Origin of the sequence: Pontibacter populi, from assembly GCF_040278685.1 — a bacterium.
Lineage (GTDB): Bacteria > Bacteroidota > Bacteroidia > Cytophagales > Hymenobacteraceae > Pontibacter > Pontibacter populi.
In genome coordinates this window covers 120869-142111 of record NZ_JBEOKT010000007.1, presented here as the reverse complement: position 1 = coordinate 142111, position 21243 = coordinate 120869, and the positions used below count along the sequence as shown (strand labels likewise).

Sequence of the window (21243 nt, the reverse complement as noted above, 5' to 3'; positions counted from 1 at the left end):
TCCGGAAGATACTGTGAGGGCTTTTTTGTTTATTAAGAGAAAGTATATCAACAATCGAAAAAGCTAGTACCTCTGCCCTTTTATAACTCCCTAAACTCTCTAACTCACAAACTTTTTAACTCTCTAACTTCCCAACTTTCTAACTATAAAATCAACTATCTCCTGCCATTGCTGCGGGTGAAACCAGGTATATTCTTCGGGGTGCTTGGTAAACCAGGTGAGCTGGCGTTTGGCGTAGCGGCGGCTGTTGCGTTTCAATAATCTTACTGCTTCTTCCCAGTCGTATTTCCCTTCCAGGTAATCGAATATCTCTTTGTAGCCTACTGTTTGCAGGGCATTATGTGAGCGATAAGGGTACAAGGCTTTGGCTTCTTCCAGCAATCCCTGCTGCAGCATCTGGTCCATGCGCTGGTCTATGCGGTTGTATAGTTCTTGTCGGTCACGGGTAAGGCCTATTTTTATAGTTCTAAAGGGTCGCGAGGCTTTATCGCTTTTACGGAAAGAAGAATAAGGTTGCCCGCTCGACAAACACACTTCGAGTGCCCTGATAACCCGCTGCGGATTCGCTTTATCAACCTGGCTATAGTATACAGGGTCAAGTTGCTGTAACCGGGCGAGTAACGACTCCAACCCTTCTGCTTCCAGTTTGGCAGTAAGTGCTGTTCGTATTTCCGGGTCGGTCTCCGGCATTTCGTCCATGCCTTCGCACAGCGCCCGCACATACAACCCGGAGCCACCCGTAACTATAACTACATCATGGTCTTTAAACAGTTTATCCAGAACCTGTAACGCATCCTGCTCATAAGCGCCGGCATTATATTCTTCGGCTATCGAATGTGAGTCCACAAAATGGTGGGGTATAGCTTTCTGTTCAGCTAAAGTTGGTTTGGCCGTACCGATCTGCATCTCCTTGTAAAACTGCCTCGAGTCTGCAGATACAACTTCTGTATTAAAATGGGTTGCCAGGTTAACGCACAGGTCTGTTTTACCTACTGCAGTCGGCCCCACCACTACGATCACATATTTATCTTTAGCCATATTCAGCTTTTGCTCCATGCCCGGTAATTTTATAATTTCACTGCGTTAGCAAAGCCCTTTGGCGAGCCGGGCCAAACTATAAGATGGAACAGAAAAACGCAATAGTTCTGTTTCTTTTGTAAAATTATCGCTAAAATCGTAAAATGTGTAAAGGAGTATTATAAGTGCTTAAGTTCTTGCTCCCGTACTTTACTAAATTGTTATAATGCCATATATCCCTAACAGGCAATTATCTGAACACCTGCCTTTGCAGGCAAACTCGCTTTTGCAGTTGCTGGTACAACTTTCCAAGCCTACACATGGCCTGCTAGTAGCGTCTCAGGATGGACAGGTGCTGGCCGCTAATGTAACAGCTTCTGTTTTCCCGGCCGTATCAGAAACATATAAAGCTAGCCGCAACCTGTCAGACCTGTTAGGTATACCCTTAAAAAAACTGACAACGCAAACTTCCGGAAAAATTACGGCTGGGGCAAAGAGCTTCACTTATACTATTAAGCAGGTTCAGTACGAGAAAACAAAGTTCGTTTATACAGAGCTAATCCCTTTTGAGGAAGAAGTTACGAGAGTAGAAATAGACGATAACAGCTACCACAATGTATTTGAGAACAGCACCGAACCACTTTTTATTTTAGATGAGGAAGGCACTTTTGTTGATATCAACAACAAGGCGCTGATTATCATAGATCAGAAGAAAAGCAACTTAGTCGGCCAGACAGTTTACAGCAGCTTTAAACTAAACTTATTTGAACGTGTCGCATTAAAGGGGCAGTTGCAGCATACCATGGCCGGCGAACCTCAGAAGTTTGAGTGGTGGATACAGGACAAGACCCACGAGCTGCTACCCATCGAGATATCCTTGCGAAAAGGCCTTTTCAAAGGCAAAGAAATGATCTTCGGGTCGGCAAAGAACCTTTACGAAGTTGTTGGTACCGAGCAGGATGTCCGTTTCCGTAATCACCAGCTGGAATTTGTAAACAACCTGATCACGAACCTTTCGAACACGGGCAGCCAGCAGGATGTACTGCGATACACGCTGGATGAACTGCTGGAGAAAAGCGACATAAGCTGCGGTTGTGTTTACACCTACAACCAAACTATTGGCGTTGCAGAACTGGCTTATTCGGCTGGCAGCATAGAACATACACTGCTACACCCAACTATAGCCCTTGATGCTGACCTGGCAAAGCTGCTGCTGACTACAGAAAAGCGCAGAGCAGTTACCGAGATAACCAGGATACTTACTGAGAAGTTTAACCACGAAATGACCATAGTGCCGGTCACGACTGATGCCGAGGTACTTGCGTTGCTGATTGTGTGGCCCGGAAATGGGTATAATATAACCCAGTCTTTCCTGGCACTGCTGGATTTCGTCGGCACTGCCATAGGCAACTATATATCCCGGCACGAGCTTATGTTGCAGCTCTCGCACAGCGAAGACAAATACAAAATGCTGTTCGACTCTGCATACGATGCCATTCTGTTATTTAAGGATGGGCAAGTTGTGGATTGTAATGAAAAAGCACTGCAGTTTTTCAGGTGTAAGCGCGAAGACCTGGTAAGTGCCACCCCAATGGATTTTTCTCCGGAGTATCAGCCGGATGGCAGCCACTCTAAAGAAAAAACAGCCCGCCTGATGGAACAGGTCTTAACTACGGGTAACCCTATTACTTTTGAATGGAGAAACATACGGAAGGATGGCACGCTGGCTGATGCAGAGATAAACCTGAACCGCATACTGATTGATGGTGAATATTATGTGCAGGCTTTTAAACGCGACATAACACAGCGCAAGCAGGTACAGCAGGCCAAACGCCGCGAAGAAGTAGCTGAAGAGTCGATGGCGCAGTTCCGCGATTTCCTGGAAAAGGTAAACATGATTTACTATAGTCTGGATGTGAACGGGAAGATTGCGTTTGCCAACGATTTTTTCCTGAAGTATGTGGAGTACGAACGTGATGAGTTGGTAGGCCAGAACTTTTATGAACTGCTGGTACCTGAAGCAGAGCGACAGCAACGCCTCCAGGACTTTAGAAACTCGCTGACTACCCGCCATTTAAATGCTTACTACGAGCGCAACCTCGTAACCAAGTCTGGTCAACTGAAGACCATTCGCTGGAACTGCATGCTGGAGTATGGCCCCGACGGGGAAGTAACCGGTATTACCAGCGTAGGTAAAGACATGACTGACAAGCGTATTGCCATGGAAGCCCTGAAGGATAACAAGATACGCCTGCAGGACCTTTTTGACAACGCGCACGACCTTATCCAGAATACCTCCGTCGACAATAAATTCATTTTCGTTAACAAAGCCTGGAAAGAACGCCTTGGCTACAACGACGAAGACATTGAATCGCTGACGCTGAACGACATTGTGCACCCCTACTATAAGGCAAAGCTTATTTACCAGTTGCGCAATTTGTATAAGGGTGAGAATGTAAACAAAATAGAGACCGTTTTCTTGACAAAGTTAGGTAAGCCGGTACACCTTATTGGTAGTATTACCTGTAGCTGGCAGGACGATCGGCCTGTGGCAACACGCGCTATTTTGCACGATATTACAGACCGTATAAAAGCAGAGCGTTTACAGAAGGTATACTATAGTATCGCCAACCTGGCCATTAGTAGTAAAGACTTAAACTCACTATACAGTGCCATTCACCGGGAACTAAGTAAGATCATCGAAACGCGTAACATCTATATTGCGCTTTGCGATAAGGAGCAGCGTTTCCTGAACTTTGTTTACCTCGTAGACCAGTACATCGACAAAACGGCCCAGGCACATCCACGCCGTCCGTTCTCAAGAGGTTTATCGGAGTATATTATAGAGACCGGTAAACCACTGTATATGCAGCAGCAGGAACTGCTGGACCTGGCCGAGCGCGAAAACCTGCAGATACAAGGTACTATTCCAGAAGTTATACTTTGCTCTCCGCTGGCTATCGGCGACCGCATTATTGGTGTTATCACCCTGCAGGATTATCAGAATCCGGACGCCTATGTGCACACCGACATCGAGATTCTGCACTTTATATCGAACCAGGTAGCGCTTGCCATTGAGCGTAAGCGAAACGAGGAACAGATAAATACCCAGAACGCCAAACTAAACGCTATTTTCGAAAGTGGTACCCACCACATGTGGACGCTGAACAACAACTTCGAGTTAACATCATTTAACCGGAACTTTGCTGCCACTTTTGAAAAAAGGACTGGTAAAACCCTAGGGCTTTACGACAGCCTCAGCGAAAGCCATCTGATAGATCATCACGAATTCAGTTTTAACTTCTGGCAGGAGAAATACATCAACGCATTTGCAGGCATTCCGCAGCACTTTGAGGTGCACCTGCACGACCCAGAATCATGGCGTGAAGTATTCCTGAACCCGATATACCTGGAAGATGGCACCTTTGAGGAAGTATCAGCGATAGCGCTTGACATTACCGACAAGAAAAAGTCTCAGCTGGCACTTGCCCAGAACGAAGAGAAGTTCCGTAATATTTTCGAATCTTTCCAGGATGTGTATTACCGCACTTCGCTGAAAGGACCGCTGGAACTTGTGAGTCCATCTGTAAGGCAGGTGTTAGGCTACACCGAAGAAGAAGTACTAGGCAAGGATATCACTTTCCTGTATGTGTACCCTGAAGAAAGGCAGCGCATGCAACAGTTTGTAAAAGACCAGAAAATTATCCGGGATTACGAGATACAGATGTACCGCAAAGACGGCACCCAGATAACAGTGCTGGCCGATGCCCGCCTGATGTATGACAAGGACAATAATCCGGTTGCCCTGGAAGGTGTAATTCGCGATGTTACGGAGCTAAAACGCACACAGCTGGAATTACTGCAAGCCAAAGAAGAAGCTGAAAACCTGCTGAAAGCCAAGTCTCAGTTCCTGGCCAACATGAGCCACGAGTTGCGTACGCCAATGAACGGTATTATTGGCATGATCGATCTGCTTACCCACATCAACTCCGATCCGGAACAGCAGGAATACATTGATACTCTTCGTAAGTCATCGGATGCATTGCTGGCTATACTGAACGACATACTGGACCTGAGCAAGATACAGGCCGGCAAACTGGTACTACACGAAAGCAGCGTAGACCTGCATGATACACTTGGCAAGATACACTCGCTGTTTGCGAATCGTGCACAGCAAAAAGACCTTTACTTTACTTACAACATATCCCCGGAAACGCCGCGTTATGTTTTAACCGACGAGACCCGTTTGCTGCAGGTATTATCGAATCTTACTTCTAATGCTATCAAGTTTACAAATGCAGGCGAGGTAAGCATTACTGTGGACAGCGAACTTTTAGACAGAAAGACTCAGGAATACATGCTGCACGTGCGCGTGAAAGATTCCGGTATAGGCATCAGTCCGGAAGATCAGGCTCTGTTGTTCACCGACTTTACGCAGCTCGATAATTCGTCTACCAAAACATTCGGAGGCACCGGCCTGGGGCTTGCTATATCAAGGCAACTCACAAGTATTATGGGCGGCGAGATCGGGGTGGAATCAAAGGCCAACGACGGAAGTACCTTCTGGTTCAAGATACGGGTGCATAAAGCTGATGACGCCGCCGTAGCGGAACAACAGCTGCGGTTAAAGGAACTGAACGCGGAGATAGAAGTACTGAAGAACAGCCCGTATGTATTGCTTGTTGATGATAACCAGATAAACCAGAAAGTAGCCCAGAAACAACTGGAGCGCCTGAACTGCCGTACCGACATTGCCTCGAACGGGTATGAAGCGATAGAGCTGGCTACAGCCAACAACTATAACATCATCTTTATGGACATACAAATGCCGGAGATGGATGGTGTAACGGCTACCAAGCATATAAAGGAAATTTTGGGGGATGACTGCCCTCCTATTATTGCCATGACGGCCTACTCGATGAAAGATGATGCTGACAAGTTTATGGGCCAGGGCATGGACGACTATGTTTCGAAACCGGTAAAGAGCAAGGACCTGCTAACGGTGATAAACAGGTGGGAAAAACCAGAGTGGTACGGCGACGATTTTATAGGTGAAGAACCTGCTACCGATACAACTATAGTACCTGATACTGGATTAGCCCAGGAAGAGCTTCAAGATATTGTAAATAAAGAAGTTGCTGAGCAATTGAAACAGATAGGCGGCGAAACCTTTACTTTACAATTGTATGAAGAGTTTGAGCAGGAAGCCGCTGAATTGCTGGAGGAAGCCAAAAAAGACCTGCAGGCACAACATTACAACAGTATTTTAAGTACATTGCATCAATTAAAAGGCACCGGCTTTACACTTGGCATTAACAAGCTAGCCGAACTGGCCAAACTACTGGAGCACGACATTAAGCAGGAGAGGTTTGAAAGCGTACCTGAGAACTTCGAAAAGCTGCTTGAACAATACGAAAACTATAGAAAAACTTATAAAGAAATCATCTAACCTACTATGGCAGAAACCAAAACAATCTTGATAGCAGAGGATAGCTCTGTAATCCTGAACCTGACAAAAAAGATCCTGGAACTGCAGAACTATAAGATCCTGACCGCTAAGAACGGTGGCGAGGTGATCAAAACCGTAGAGAACAACAAGATCGACGCGATCCTGATGGACCTTAACATTCCGATAAAGAATGGCATGGAGTGCACACGCGAGATCCGTGCAAGCAAAAACAAGGATATCGCTAACATTCCGATAATTGCGGTTACCGGTAACGCCAACAACTACAGCATGGAAGACTTTAAGGAAGCTGGTATAAATGCATACCTGCCTAAACCACTGGACTTCGATATGCTGGTACAAACCGTAAAAGAGTACACTGCTGCATAAATGGAGCTGAAGTACACGCGGCCTTTTTTAAACAAGCTGGAGGATATTTTTGCAGAGTCGGATTTTGTGCTGCGATACGAAAAAGGCAATTTTAAAGCCGGCTATTGTGTGCTGAAGGATATGAAAGTGGCCGTAGTAAACAAATACTATAGCCTGGAGGGCAAAGTGAATTGCCTCTACGATATCCTCCGATCTATTGCGCTGGACGAAAGTCGCCTAAGCGATAAGAACCGGCAACTATACCACGATATCCGAAACCACGAAAAGTAATTGAAAGTAACACTGTTAGGTACGGGAACCTCGCAGGGTGTGCCTGTGATCGGGTGCAACTGCGAGGTTTGCCGTTCTGTAGACTACCGCGATAACCGCCTGCGCGTGTCGGTACACCTGCAGGTAAACGGCAAAAGCTTTATCATAGATTCGGGCCCCGACTTCCGGCAGCAGGCCTTGCGCGAACGCATCCGCACCCTGGATGCCCTTATCTTTACCCACGAACACAAAGACCACACCGCCGGCCTCGACGACATACGGGCCTACAATTTCAGTCAGCACAAAGACATGCCGCTTTATGGCGAAGAACGAGTGCTGGAACAACTGAAGCGCGAGTTTGCTTACATTTTTTCTGGAGTCCAATATCCGGGCATCCCGAGGGTAGATCTTAACCCGATTGCCGAAGAGCCATTTGAGATCGAAGGAGTTGAGTTCATCCCGATTCGGGTAAAGCATTACAAACTACCTGTACTTGGTTTTAGAGTTGGCGATTTTACCTATATCACCGATGCCAATTTTATCTCGGAAGAAGAGATGGACAAAGTGCGTGGCTCAAAAGTTATCGTGCTGGGTGCGCTGCGCAAAGAGCCGCATATCTCCCACTTCTCGCTGCAGGAGGCTATAGATGTGCTGACCGAACTTAAGCCCGAGAAAGCCTACCTCACTCACATTAGCCACCTGATGGGCCTGCACCACGAAGTAGAACAGCAACTCCCCGACTTTATCCGCCTCGGCTACGACGGCCTGCAAATACAACTATAGTTTATAGTTGTTAGTTGATGGTTATTAGTTGTTGGTTGCTAGATTTCCGGCCCTCGCTCGCCTCTGGCGAGTGTGAGCTACCAGCGGACTCTGGCCGCATATTTTTGTAAATTAATTATAATTGAGCAACGTGGCGAGACGCCACCAGTAACTCACACTCGCCAGAGGCGAGCGAGGGTTATAGTTGATCATCGATATGAGTTGATCAATTCATAATTCATTCATAATTCATTCATAATTCATTCATAATTCATTCATAATTCATTCATAATTCATTCATAATTCATTCATAATTAAACGAAGTGCACCAAAACTACCACTTTTTACAGCACCTATCCCGCCGGCTCAAAACAGAGTTGATCGGGAAAGAGATCGTGACCTGCTTTAGCCAGAACAAGGATGAACTGGTAATTGGGTTTGCTGATGAAAGCAAGGAGTTTTATATACGGGCTGGACTTACAGCTCATTTTTCGGCACTTTCTTTTCCGGATGATTATAAGCGTGCGCGGGCTAACAGTGTAAACCTGTTTAAGCAGATGATCGGGCAAAAGGTGTTGGATGTGGTACAGCACCTGAACGAACGCAGCTTTTACCTGCAGCTGACAGATGAGATGCTGCTGCTTTTTAAGTTGTTTGGTAATCGTTCTAACATCGTGCTATACCAGCATGGCGAGCCGCTGCACCTGTTCCATAAAAAGTTTGCTGCCGATGCAGAGCTGAACCCACTGCATATGGACCGGCCACTGCCACAGAACTTCGCTGCTTTTGAAGCTGCTGATGGCAACCTGCGCAAACTATACCCAACCTTTGGAGAATTACCCACAGATTATTTAGAGCAACAAAATTATAGTTCGGCAACCCTGGAAGAGAAATGGGAACTGGTGCAGCAAGTGTTGGAGCAGCTTGACAACCCTGACGCTTACTACATTATCCGTTATAAAGGCAAACTCAGGTTATCACTGTTACAGTTGGGCGAAGTAGTTTATAGTTACCCCGATCCGCTGGAAGCGCTGAACAACTATACCCGGCTCTATTTATCTGAAACCGGTTTTTCGCAGCAGTACGAACAGGCAAAGCAGCAACTCACCAAAAAGCTGAACGGTTCGCAAACGGTGCTGGAACAAGCCACGCAGCAACTACAGGAAATGCGCCGCAACTGCTCTTACTCACAATCGGCGGATATTTTAATGGCCAACCTGACAAACATTCCGCCGCAAGCCCAAGAAGTAGAACTATACGATTTTTATACCGACCAACAGCGCACCTTTAAGTTAAAGCGTAACGAAACGCCTCAAAAGCAGGCCGAGAAGCTATACCGTAAAGCCAAAAACCAGCACCTCGAAATTCAGCAACTGGAAGAAAAGGCCGAGCGCAAAATGGAAGAGATCATCCTCCTGGAATCTGCCCTACAAGCCTTAGCCGAAGTAGACAACTATAAGCAACTGAAAATTTACCTACGCGACCATACCAACCTGCTATCCTCAAAACAACAGGCACAGCAGCAATCACCGTTCAGGGTTTTTGAGACGGAAGGCTATAAGATACTGGTTGGCAAAAGCTCGCAGAACAACGATGAGCTAACGCAGCGCCATACTTATAAAGAAGACATGTGGCTGCATGCCAAAGACGTGTCGGGTTCGCATGTGGTCATCAAGCACCAGGCTGGCAAAACTATACCAACTACGGTACTGGAGAAAGCCGCGCAACTGGCAGCCTGGTACTCAAAACGAAAACAGGATTCGCTTTGCCCGGTTATCTACACGCCAAAAAAATGGGTTCGGAAAGCAAAGGGAGCTCCGGCAGGTTCGGTTATAGTTGAGCGCGAAAAAATATTACTGGTTAAGCCTGAAAATCCTTTTGAGAAAAGAAAATAGCCGTAACTCGTTAAAGCTACGGCTATCGTAAAGTGCGCGCGGGGAGATTCGAACTCCCACACCCGAAGGCACCACCCCCTCAAGATGGCGTGTCTACCAATTTCACCACGTGCGCAGGTAAAAGGTGGATGCAAAAGTAAACACCTGATATCATATATGCAAATCCCATTTTAAGATAAATCAGCCGCTATTCTGCTCATTATTTCTAATCGCTCAGCGCTAACATCAAAAGCCAATTTTATAGTTTAAATCCAATTTAAACACCTCCTACCCTACTCTTTCCTAATGCTTTTTTAAAACATCTAACTAAAGTCCGTTTTTTAGAACTATTTTGTTCAGAACGGTTGTTGCAAATCAAGCACGCAGTTTATCAGGGCGTTTCAAAAACAAAGTCCGGCAGCTATAGTTTTAATGTTAGGACTTTTCAGGGGTAGTACGTAACTTTAAAGCGGAACCACCTTTACGGATCTTCGGAGTAGCACAAAGGTAAAAGTACAAAAGAACATATGAGTATAGCGATAAAAGGATTAACTAAAGCATTTGGCAAGAAGCAAGTGCTGCAGGAACTGGACCTGACGATAGAAAGCGGTCAATGCTATTGTTTGTTAGGCAAGAATGGAGTTGGTAAAAGTACTTTCCTGAATGCTATACTCGACCTGATACAGCCGGACAAAGGCTCTGTTGAACTATACGGAAAGGGGTATAATGACAACCACTTAGAAGTAAAACAAAACCTGGGCGCCCTGTGCGAAGATAATCCGCTGATTGAAGAATTTACCGGTCTGGAGTATCTGAACTTTGTATCTAAACTATACAACCTGCCCACTGCCGAAGCTGCCGAGCGCATCAAAAGCCTGACAAATTACTTTTTCACTGACCAGGAGTCGCTGCATAAGAACATTGCGGGGTACTCTACCGGCATGAAAAAGAAGATAGGTATTGTGGCAGCCATACTACACAAACCACAGGTACTGATACTGGATGAACCATTTACCGGCCTGGACCCAATAGCGGCGCAGTTGCTGGTAAAACTGATTCGCAGTTACTCTACCCCAAACCGCGTGGTGCTTATCTCGTCGCATGACCTGAACTATGTAGAGCGCATTGCCACACACATCGGCGTATTGAATGATGGCCAATTGATGTACAACGGATCGCTGCAGGAGTTTACCATGAATGGCGAAAACCTGATAGACCAAGCCCTGTTCCAGTTGCTTACCCCGCACCACCAGACCGCCGAAGCCGACTTCGAGTGGATGCTCAATTAAGTTAGAAAGTTTGGAAGTTAGAAAGTTAAAAAGGGTTTCTCTTTTAACTCCTAACTCTTAACTCAAAACTCTTAACTATAGATAATGGATTTAATACTGTTCTCGCTTCGGGCAAGGCTTAACGGATTTTTCAGACAGAATAAACTACAGCGTGTGCTGCTACTGGGCGGTGGCATTGTGTTGTCGGGTTTCTATGGCTGGCTTTTTTCGTATTTGCTGGAACAGGCTCAGAATGGTGGCGACACAAGCGTTACCGAAGTAATCCGTTATATAAACCTGTTTGTGCTGGGCATTACCATTATCCGTGGCTTTTTCCCGGCCTACGTTCCCAAACTGGACCTGATCCCGAGGCTTTACCCTATAAAGCCTCTTAAGCGTTTCTGGGTTGAGTTGCCTGTTGAGCTGTTCTCACCTTTCAACTTTGTGCTGGTTAATTTCCTGTTTTTGCTGTTCATACTATCGCCGAGCTACACATTTATGTATTTGCTGCAGACGATTATGGTGATGTTAACGGCACATATTACCAAACGGTCGTTGCAGGTGCTGGTAGAGCGTAAAATGCGCTGGCTGCACCTTAACTTTATTTCGGGGGCTGTGCTGGGGGCTGCTTTTGTGGCGCTGCAGGCCCGGCTACCAATGTATAACCCTGCGCAAGGCTGGATGGAGCTGGTCGTGCATTTAGCATCTCTAGGGGCATTTCTGGGGGCAAATTATTTCCTGGAGCTGGCTGCCATGGAGCCTAAGCGCAAGGTGGTAAACTATAGCCATAACAAACACCGCAGCCTTAGCTGGCGGTTGTTCAAAAACTCGAAGCAGGCCCGCCAATTGTTGTTATTTGGTCTAGGATTAAAACTGATCATACTGGCTGCTGATGCTGCTGTTTTTACAACCAAGGGTATACACATCTACGACAAGAACTTAACGATCTGGATCTTCTTTGGCCCCGCCATTATCTATAGTTATGTTTTTAATAATGTGTGGGGCTTTTACAAAAACCTTTGGTTAACGGTAGAGCGCACAACTGCCAGCGCCAAAGATTTCTTTAAATCCAGCCTTATTCCGTTGCGCGTACCGTTGCTGATAGATGCATTCCTGCTGGCTGCCTATATCGCTTTCTTTAACCATGATGATGCCGTTTTCCTGGTATTGATGTACGCTGCTTCGGTGCTGGTACTTACACCGCTTGGCATACTGGCTTCGTTTGTGAGCCCTAAGGTGGTTAAAGGCAGCATGATGAGCTTCAGTGCGAAAACATCATACCTGTATAACATGTTGTCGTTGCTGCTGGTAGGCTTGCTGTTATTGCCTTTGCTGCATCCCTTGCTATACATATTATATCCTGTTCTGATAGCTGTATCTGTGTTTGCTATGGTAGCTGTGCTCCGGGAGAGCCGCAGGTATAAGTATGACCTTTTCGGAAAGCTGTTTAAAGTTGAAGCCTAACTATAAACTATAGAAAGAGTGCCTCTGCAGAAATAGCAGGGGCTCTTTTTGTTTATGGCAATCTGCCTACAAACTATAGCTTTACTCAAACTATAGTTGGCAAATCATTCTGCGCTTCCATCCTGAAAATCTTACTTATCTTTGCAACTATAGCCAGAGCATAAAATTAAGATGAAAGATAAAGTAGTATTGATTACCGGTGGTACTTCGGGTATTGGTAAGGCATGTGCTTTTGCCTTTGGTAAGGCCGGTGCAAAAGTAGCCGTATCGGGCCGAAACCAACAGAACCTGGACCAGACAAGCCAGGAACTAAGCGCAGCCGGAATTGAGAATGTAGCTATTAACGCTGATGTGAGCAAAGAGGCAGACTGCCAGCGCATGGTGCAGGAAACGATAGATCGCTTTGGCAAACTGGATGTCTTGATCAATAATGCCGGTATCTCGATGCGTGCACTGTTCCAGGACCTTGACCTGGATGTGATCCGTAAAGTGATGGATATTAACTTCTGGGGTACGGTTTATACTACCAAGTTTGCGCTGCCTTATATTATGGCTGCTAAAGGCTCAGTTATCGGGATATCATCTATAGCTGGTTATCGTGGTTTACCTGCCCGCACAGGTTATTCGGCATCTAAATTTGCCATGCATGGCTTCCTGGAAACACTTCGGACTGAAATGCTGCACAAGGGAGTTCATGTACTCATCGCCTGTCCTGGGTTTACAGCATCTAACATCCGCAATACAGCTTTAGCAGCAAATGGCCAGCAGCAGGGCGAATCGCCACGCGACGAAGGGAATATGATGACGGCTGAAGAAGTAGCAGACCAGATCCTGAAAGCAACTATAAAACGCAAACGCGACCTTGTAATGACGTTCCAGGGTAAACTGACCGTGTTCCTTAACAAGTGGTTTCCGGGCCTTACAGACAAGCTGGTTTACAATGTAATGGCCAAAGAAAAAGATTCGCCGCTTAAGTAGGTTCTGACAACAGACAGTATGACAAAGGACAAAGGATTTCAATTTATTGTAAGTCTTTTGTCCTTTGTCTTTTGAATCCTTTGTCAGGAAATCAAGGCAATTTCAGCAGGTTGTTCTTACGGATATAGGCTGTTTCGCCTTTCCATTTTATCTCGTACCAGATATCCTGCTCGCCTGTTACCGGCACTTTGTGGCCCTGCGAAACAGTTGCTATCCAGTTTGCCCCTGCCGATGGTGCCGACATAATAGCTACCTGGTCGTTTTTAATGATCGCGCCGCGCCCCAAATTCAGGAAATTGATATAATAGAGGATAAACAGTAGGTATAGAACAAAGCCAGTCTTAAACGTACCGGTAAACTTGTGCCCTTTCCGCCAGCTCACTACCATAACTGTTACGGTTACCACAGCAGCCAGCAGCATAAGCTCCAATATCCGCATATAGTATTTGTTGAACTGGGTCTTAAAGAACTGCAGGTCGTTGTACTCATAGCCGCTCAGGCGGTGTGTATGCGCCAGCTCCTCCATCTTTTTAAGTACCGATCTGCTTGGTTGTTTGGTGTAGAACAGGTGCAGGTAATACATGGCGCCCGTATAATCGCGCAGGCCTTCCTTAATATATGCCATCTTCAGCAACATTTGTGGAGAGTAATGTTGCTCTTTATTCAGAATTTGCTCGTATAAAGTTAGCGCTTCGGTGTAATGCTGTTGCTGAAACAAAGAATCTGCTTTGGAGTACGCAATTTTATGTTCCTGACTATAAGCCGGTTTTAAAAACGAGAGCAAAAAAACGACTGAAAAGAGAGATATTTTGAAACAAAGATTTTGCATTTAACCAGATTGCTGTTACTTTTGCATCGCAATTAAGGGTAACGCCCTTAGCAATGCAAGTTAATAAAAAGATTCTGTAGCTCAGCTGGTAGAGCAATACACTTTTAATGTATGGGTCCTGGGTTCGAATCCCAGCGGGATCACTAAAATGCGAGAGCCTTTTCAGAACGAAAAGGCTTTTCGTTTCTAATACATCAGCAGGATGTGTTAAAATAAAAATATAGAATTTAGTTTGATATTCTGAACTAACATTTTAATTTTGCACTCCCATTTAAGGGAAAACAAGTAGTACCGATTCTGTAGCTCAGCTGGTAGAGCAATACACTTTTAATGTATGGGTCCTGGGTTCGAATCCCAGCGGGATCACAAGATAAAAAGCCACTCCGAAACGAGTGGCTTTTTTGTTTTTGTTACCTCACCCCAGCCCTCTTCTTAAAACAGGAGAGGGAGTTTTGCTACTAATGCTCATCATTTTGTCATCTCGAACAGCGTGAGAGATCTTGTACAGTTTAACATCCCCCTTCGCCCCCTTCAAAGGGGGACTCTTAGCCTTTGCTACAGTTGAAGCTATAGTATATTATAGTTACAGCCTGTCGAGCGAACAGGTCGCGACCTGTCCCTACGGAACTATAGCCACGATAAAACTCGAAGCTTATCGGTTCTAACTATAGACGAACTGTAACTATGAGAAAGATCGCAGTCTTTGGGTTGAGCGCCTTTGATTTGTTGCGGTGCCTTTAGGCAACCTGAGGTACGAAGGTAGCTTCAAATCAGCAGCGCGATGCCCTAAGACGAGGCCTCCCGGCCGTGAGGGCACCAAGGCTGATTTGAAACTATAGGTTTGTAGAGCTCCCAGGATTGGAAGTGGTTTGAAAGGATAGCTTAGTTCAAAAAGTAGAGTTTCAAACTATAGAACTCAGATTTCTCCTTGCGTCGAAATGACGAAAGAGAAACTATAGGAAACATAAGATCCCTCGGCTGACGCTCGGGATGACGAAAGGGAAACTATAGCCTGACTCTGGTAAGAGCTCCGTACGCTGTTAAGTCTTTCAATAACTCCCATTATACTTCCTAACAAACCACTCGACAGTTATCAAAAACAACAATACAAAAAACAGCCACTTCATATCAACAACATCCCGGATATCTTCAGTACTATCAATAACGGGCTTATGGTTGGCTTTAAGGATATCCTGCTCCAGTTGATCCAGGGTGTTAGGGAAGTACAGAGTTGAATTGGTGTTGCTGGCAAGTTGGTACAGCAGGTTATGATCGGCTACCGCATGTAGGGCTTCCAATTGCAGTTCTTCTACTATAAACTCACCCTTATCCTGTTGAAGGGAACCGTTGATGCGTGCTGATGCCGTGTAGGTATAGCGTCCGCCGGGCAAGGAGCCAATATTTACACCTGTCTGGTTCTCACCGTTAGCAAACGTAAACGATCTTATCTGCCCTGTTTCGTCTGTGATCTTTAAGGTAATGTTCTGCCCGTAAATAGGCTCCAGTGCTTCGTTATAGGCTTCGGCTTCAAAACTGATCTCGTCGTTGCTGGTGTAATCGTTCTGGGCAGGATAAACATTCAGGCGTTTTTTGTTGCGTGGCGCACTTAGTAGCTGCACAAGATTTGTTATGAGTTTATCATAAACAACAGGATTTTGATTGTTAGCCGCTTCGGAAATGCGCCACTGCCATGTTCCGGAGGCAAGCAGCGTTGCGTTGCGGGTGTTACCAGCTGTTTGTACCGTTAGTAGTGGCTTAGTGGTTTTTACCCTGCCAACCTGCTGGTATAGTACAGTCTCGGTGTTTGGCGCTACCTGGTATTCTCCGAAAGGCACTGATGCAGGTGGGTATTGCTGAAGCCGCTCTGTTGCTTCATCGGCTACTTTAAATGTGCTGAAATTAGGGTTTATGGCGGTAGTTACTTCGTCGGCCTGCCCTGTTGTATTCACGCGCACCCCTGCATTTAGTTTATTAAAATCCTGAATGTCGCTTTGCGGGCCAAGTATATAGAGACTCGGAATATTTTTCTGGCGGACTAAACTCAACGCTGCATCACCACCGGCTGTTCTGCCCGGCAACTGGTGAAGAATGGCTACATCATAATCCAGCTGTTTAAGCGAGGTTAAGCCCGGAATAAACAGTTCGGTTTCGTAATTCTCGTTGGTTTCGATGGCAGCACGCAGGGCATTTATATCCGGGTGTGGGGCGGCGGCGGCGATCAGAATTTTAATTTTGCCTTTTACAACATCTATGTAAGCATGCTTGGTATTGTTGATAGCCGTAAACTCGCCTTGCTGCGGCATTACTTCCACTTCGTAGTGGCGTTTGCCCAAACCACCTGCCATTACCTGGAACGGCACCTGCTGCACAGCCTGCCCCTGCTTTAAAACTATAGTTTTACTATCTATCGGTTTTCCATTCTCTTTTAAGGTAACAGCTACTGTTCTGCCACCAAAACCACGGTGTTCCAACTCCGCTTCCAGCGGAAAACGATTGCCACTATAAGTTACTTTGTTATAACGCAACGACGCCAGCACAATATCTTTTTTTGGAACCGTATCGCCGACGGCCACCGGGTAAATGCTATAATTATAGTTAGCGTAAGTTGGCGAGATTCCCTGGTTTACGATACCGTCTGAGAGCAGCACGACACCTGCCAGGTTCTGGTTACTATAATCGTTGCGGATGTTTTGTAAAAGCTGGCTCAGGTTAGTTGCCGGCGATGCGAACTGTAGTTGCTCCAGTGTTTCGGGTTTGGTCGTGTCGCTTAGGGTTCTTATCTCTGTTTCGTAGCCGGCATCCTTTAGCTTGGTAACTATAGTTTGTAACCTTGCCTGTACCTGGCTTAACTGCACCGAATCAGAAAACAGCTTCACCGACTGCGAATTATCCATCGCGAAAACTATAGTTGGTTTTATAGTTGTGTTGGAGATATACCGCACCATCGGCCCCAGCAGTAGAAAGCACAGGAAACTAACCACCAGAAACCGTAGTGCCGCCAGACTATAGTTTATACTCTTCGGCCACGGCGAACGCTTACTATAAAGCAGCCACGCATAAAGCCCACCAACTGCCAGGCAGGCTAGTATAAGCCACGGCGAATACGTTGTTATCAGTCGGAAACTGTTCAAATTAATTACGAATTAATAATTCCGGATTACGATTGGTGATCTTTGAAATTAAAGATAAACGAAAAAGACCAATGCTACTAACGTAAACGTTACCGCATTGGTCTTCATATAGTTTTACGAAGTATAAATTTAATTCATAATTCGCAATTCATCATTTCTAAATTAGGTCAGCATACCGCCATCAACCTGCAACACCTGGCCCGTAATGTAAGATGATTGGTCAGAAGCCAGGAATACAGCGCAGTTCGCCACGTCTTCCGGAGTACCGCCACGCTTCAACGGAATTGCCTTTCTCCACTCGTCTACTACTTTCTGATCCAGCTCGCCGGTCATTTCAGTTTCGATAAAGCCAGGAGCAATAGCGTTGCAACGGATATTGCGCGAACCCAGCTCCAGCGCAACCGACTTGGTAAAGCCAATGCTACCGGCTTTAGAAGCCGCATAGTTTGCCTGGCCTGCATTGCCTTTTATACCTACCACCGATGTAATGTTGATGATAGAACCATACTTAGCACGCATCATGTGCTTGGTAGCGCCTTTGGTCAGGTTGAAAACAGATTTTAGGTTGGTGTTGATCACGGCATCCCACTGGTCTTCGGTCATGCGCATCAGCAAACCGTCGCGGGTAATGCCGGCGTTGTTTACCAGGATGTCGATCTTGCCGAACTCAGCAACCACATCTTCGATCAGCTTATCAGCCTGCGCGATGTCGGACGCATCGGAGCGGTAGCCTTTCGCTTTCCCGCCATTGGCAGTAAGTTCCTTCTCCAGGGCCTGTCCTTTTTCAACACTTGATAAGTAGGTAAATGCTACCTGCGCGCCTTCTTCCACAAACTTCTGTGCAATGGCACGACCTATTCCTTTGGATGCCCCGGTTACCAGAGCTACTTTTCCTTCTAATGCTTTCATAAGCACCAAAGTTATAAAAGATTTTTTAAAGCAATAATGCTCTTGTTACCTACAACTGAAAAACAACTATAAATACCTGAACTATAGCTACATAGCAAAACAACTACATAAGCATAGTACAATCAGGCTTTACAGTAAGTGCAACACAAGTGCTATATCAAGCTATTCAAAAATCATCCTAACTAATTTATAATCTGATTATTGTGCGGCAAACAATTTTTATTTCTATTGTTTAAGCCATATTTTCGTGTCGATTTTTCAACAAAAGGCCACAGTAATGTTCAAACGTAGTGTCGGATTAGCTCTGCTGATAGCTATATCCCTGCTCGTGTTTTTCACGGTAGTACAAAACCTGACTTTCGAAAAAGCCAGTGCTCACAGTAAACCAAATCCGGTAGCTCCTGCTCCAAAACCCGAAGTAAAAGCTCCGGCTCCTATCGTTTACGGCATCCCAACCGACTCCCTGGAGATAGTAGAATCCAAAGTAGAGCGTGGCGAAAATCTATCGGAAATACTCGACAACTATAACATTTCACTGACCACCATTTCGGAACTGGCCAAAAAATCGAAGCCCGTATTTAATGTGCGCCGCATCAGCGCCAACCGTAACTATACCATTCTGCACCTGCCCGACTCCGGTAAAACCGCCCAGTATTTTATTTATGAGCCCAGCGAAACCGAATATGTGATCTATGACCTGCGCAAGGAATTGAATGTAACGTTGGAAAAACGCAGGATTGATACTGTAGAAAGAGCAATTGCGGGTATCATCCAGAACTCACTGTTTGTAGCATTAACCGAAGCGGGTGGCTCAGCGCAACTCGTAAACCACTTCGCCGATATCTACGCCTGGCGCCTGGATCTGAACCGCCTTCAGCCCGGAGATAAGTTTAAACTTATCTATGACGAGCATGTGGTAAATGGCAAAACGATCGGTTTCGGCAAGATTAAGTCAGCATATTTTGAGCACGAAGGCAAAGAGCTGTACGCTATCCGGTTTGAACAGGGCAAAAGCGCCGGCTACTACGACCAGGACGGCAAAAGCCTGAAAAGAGCTTTCCTGCGTGAACCGCTGGAATACAGCCGTGTAAGCTCCCGTTTCTCTAAAAACCGTTTCCACCCGGTACAAAAGCGCTACAAACCACACCTGGGTACCGACTTTGCAGCTCGCTCTGGCACACCTATCCGTACTGTTGGCGATGGCGTAGTTTTAGAAGCAAAGTATACCCGTGGCAATGGCTATTATGTAAAAATCAAGCACAACAAAACCTACACTACCCAATACCTGCACATGTCCAGGTTCGCGAAGGGTATGCGCCCCGGCAAACGCGTAAAGCAAGGACAAACTATAGGTTATGTAGGCAGCACAGGCCTTGCAACTGGTCCGCACCTTTGCTATCGCTTCTGGAAAAACGGCCGCCAGGTAGATGCGCTCAGAGTAAAACTACCGTCTGCTGACCCGGTCAAGAAAAGCAATCTGGATGAGTTTGAGCAGTTGAAAGATGCAACTATAAACCAGATGCAGGCTATCAATTTCGACGGCAAACAGCAACAACAACTTTTGGCATCAGACAGACAGGAACCACAAAAAGGAGCATAATTTTAACTATAGTGAAACATGGTTCAGGGAGAGCGCAGCTTATAGTTGCGCTTTTTCTGTTTTAACTCACACTCTTATCAAAGCAAAAGAAGCATTATTTATAGCGCGAGAGTCTTCGCCCGTGACGAACTATAGTTGGGTGTAATGCCCAGTTGAGTTACAAACGTAATATTATAGTAAGGCACGAGTTGCAAACCCGCGCCAGCAATTTTGAAATGAGACAACTCCTAAAGGCAACGCACATTTCTTCCACTTATATTTCGTAATTTTGCAGCCATTCAATTTAAGATAGAACTATGAGCGAACTAACTCCACTAAGCGAAGTAGGCGAGTTTGGACTGATCAGACGCATAAAAGAGAAAGTGGTGCTACAGCACATATCAACTATAAAAGGCATTGGCGATGATGCTGCTGTACTGGAGCCGGAAGAAAAACAACTGGTCGTAACCAGCGATATGCTGTTGGAAGGTGTACATTTCGACCTTACCTTCTGCCCGCTTAAGCATTTAGGTTATAAAGCCGTAGCTGTAAATGTATCAGACATTGCTGCCATGAACGCGAAGCCGACCCAGATTACGGTGAACATTGCTGTTGGTGCCCGCTACACTGTGGAAGCTATTGACGAACTATACGAAGGTATAAGACTAGCCTGCGAGAACTATAAAGTGGACCTGGTTGGTGGCGATACCACATCATCGAGAGCAGGTTTAGTGATAAGCATAACAGCAATTGGCGAAGTAGCAAAAGGGGAAGCCGCCTTGCGCAGCGGCGCCAAAGTAAACGACCTGATCTGCCTTACCGGTGATATTGGAGCTGCTTATATGGGCTTACAAGTTTTGGAGCGTGAGAAACAGGCATTTATGGCCGACCCGGAAATGCAACCGCAACTGGATAAGTATGAATACATTGTTGGCCGTCAGCTGAAACCGGAAGCGCGAATGGATGTGATACATGAGTTAAAAGAGTTTGGCATAAAGCCAACTTCAATGATCGATGTGTCGGATGGGTTGGCTTCTGAGCTGATGCATATCTGTTCGCAGTCGGGTGTGGGGGCAACTATTTACCGCGAAAACCTGCCAGCCGACAACCAGATGCTGGAAGCTGCTATGGAATTTAACCTAGACCCCGTTATGTGTATGCTGAATGGTGGCGAAGATTACGAATTACTTTTCACAGTTCCGTTAGAAGATTACGAGAAATTAAAGAACCTTCCGGATGTAAGCCTGATCGGTAAGATTACAGAAGCCAGCGATGGTGTAAACTTAGCCAACAAACACGGCCAGGCCTTCCCGCTAAAAGCCCAGGGCTGGACGCATTTTTAAGGTT

14 protein-coding genes and 3 tRNA genes are annotated in these 21243 nt (G+C 45.9%); 12 read left to right on the top strand and 5 right to left on the bottom strand.

Annotation, left to right across the window (positions count from 1 at the left end; genetic code table 11):
- Window positions 1–123 precede the first annotated feature (123 nt).
- A complete protein-coding gene (gene miaA / locus ABS362_RS10035) occupies window positions 124–1056 on the bottom strand; it encodes a tRNA (adenosine(37)-N6)-dimethylallyltransferase MiaA (protein ID WP_350412310.1) in 933 nt (310 codons plus the stop codon).
- A 187-nt stretch (window positions 1057–1243) separates the two neighbouring features.
- Here miaA and ABS362_RS10030 point away from each other — a divergent pair, with 187 nt between their 5' ends.
- The 5 genes from ABS362_RS10030 to ABS362_RS10010 all read left to right on the top strand — a co-directional run bounded on the left by ABS362_RS10030 (window position 1244) and on the right by ABS362_RS10010 (window position 9759).
- A complete protein-coding gene (locus ABS362_RS10030; RefSeq protein WP_350412309.1) occupies window positions 1244–6466 on the top strand; it encodes a PAS domain S-box protein in 5223 nt (1740 codons plus the stop codon).
- 6 nt (window positions 6467–6472) lie between these two features.
- Entirely contained in the window at window positions 6473–6853 is a 381-nt protein-coding gene (locus ABS362_RS10025) for a response regulator (protein ID WP_350412308.1), read from the top strand.
- Window positions 6854–7123, top strand: coding sequence for a hypothetical protein (locus ABS362_RS10020; RefSeq protein WP_350412307.1), 270 nt, complete (start codon window positions 6854–6856; stop codon window positions 7121–7123).
- Entirely contained in the window at window positions 7124–7885 is a 762-nt protein-coding gene (locus ABS362_RS10015; protein WP_350412306.1) for an MBL fold metallo-hydrolase, read from the top strand.
- Between the two features lie 302 nt (window positions 7886–8187).
- Complete coding sequence (locus ABS362_RS10010) at window positions 8188–9759, top strand: NFACT RNA binding domain-containing protein (RefSeq protein WP_350412305.1); 1572 nt, start codon at window positions 8188–8190, stop codon at window positions 9757–9759.
- 33 nt (window positions 9760–9792) lie between these two features.
- Here the strand turns inward: ABS362_RS10010 and ABS362_RS10005 are convergent.
- Window positions 9793–9874: transfer RNA gene (locus ABS362_RS10005), tRNA-Leu, on the bottom strand.
- Window positions 9875–10265: 391 nt separating this feature from the next.
- Here ABS362_RS10005 and ABS362_RS10000 point away from each other — a divergent pair.
- The 3 genes from ABS362_RS10000 (at window position 10266) to ABS362_RS09990 (ending at window position 13448) form a co-directional block, all read left to right on the top strand.
- The gene (locus ABS362_RS10000) at window positions 10266–11027 is read left to right on the top strand and encodes an ABC transporter ATP-binding protein (RefSeq protein WP_350412304.1); all 762 of its coding nucleotides are present in this window, start codon (window positions 10266–10268) and stop codon (window positions 11025–11027) included.
- 84 nt (window positions 11028–11111) lie between these two features.
- Window positions 11112–12470 carry a hypothetical protein gene (locus ABS362_RS09995; RefSeq protein WP_350412303.1) on the top strand — a complete coding sequence of 453 codons (1359 nt, stop codon included), beginning with the start codon at window positions 11112–11114 and terminating at the stop codon, window positions 12468–12470.
- A 171-nt stretch (window positions 12471–12641) separates the two neighbouring features.
- Window positions 12642–13448, top strand: coding sequence for an SDR family oxidoreductase (locus ABS362_RS09990; RefSeq protein ID WP_350412302.1), 807 nt, complete (start codon window positions 12642–12644; stop codon window positions 13446–13448).
- 91 nt (window positions 13449–13539) lie between these two features.
- On the opposite strand, the gene ABS362_RS09985 is transcribed toward ABS362_RS09990, so the two are convergent.
- Window positions 13540–14232 (bottom strand): SH3 domain-containing protein, encoded by a 693-nt coding sequence (locus ABS362_RS09985; protein ID WP_350412301.1) that lies wholly within the window; start codon window positions 14230–14232, stop codon window positions 13540–13542.
- Window positions 14233–14347: 115 nt separating this feature from the next.
- Between ABS362_RS09985 and ABS362_RS09980 the strand changes: the two genes are divergently transcribed.
- Window positions 14348–14420, top strand: a tRNA-Lys gene (locus ABS362_RS09980).
- Between the two features lie 150 nt (window positions 14421–14570).
- A tRNA-Lys gene (locus ABS362_RS09975) sits at window positions 14571–14643 on the top strand.
- A gap of 683 nt (window positions 14644–15326) precedes the next feature.
- Here the strand turns inward: ABS362_RS09975 and ABS362_RS09970 are convergent.
- Complete coding sequence (locus tag ABS362_RS09970; protein WP_350412300.1) at window positions 15327–17408, bottom strand: vWA domain-containing protein; 2082 nt, start codon at window positions 17406–17408, stop codon at window positions 15327–15329.
- 162 nt (window positions 17409–17570) lie between these two features.
- Window positions 17571–18317, bottom strand: coding sequence for a 3-oxoacyl-[acyl-carrier-protein] reductase (gene fabG / locus ABS362_RS09965; protein WP_350412299.1), 747 nt, complete (start codon window positions 18315–18317; stop codon window positions 17571–17573).
- Window positions 18318–18594: 277 nt separating this feature from the next.
- Here fabG and ABS362_RS09960 point away from each other — a divergent pair, with 277 nt between their 5' ends.
- Both ABS362_RS09960 and thiL read left to right on the top strand, forming a co-directional pair.
- Window positions 18595–19917, top strand: coding sequence for a peptidoglycan DD-metalloendopeptidase family protein (locus ABS362_RS09960; protein ID WP_350412298.1), 1323 nt, complete (start codon window positions 18595–18597; stop codon window positions 19915–19917).
- Window positions 19918–20213: 296 nt separating this feature from the next.
- Window positions 20214–21239, top strand: a complete 1026-nt coding sequence (thiL, locus tag ABS362_RS09955) for a thiamine-phosphate kinase (protein ID WP_350412297.1) — start codon at window positions 20214–20216, stop codon at window positions 21237–21239.
- Window positions 21240–21243 lie beyond the last annotated feature (4 nt).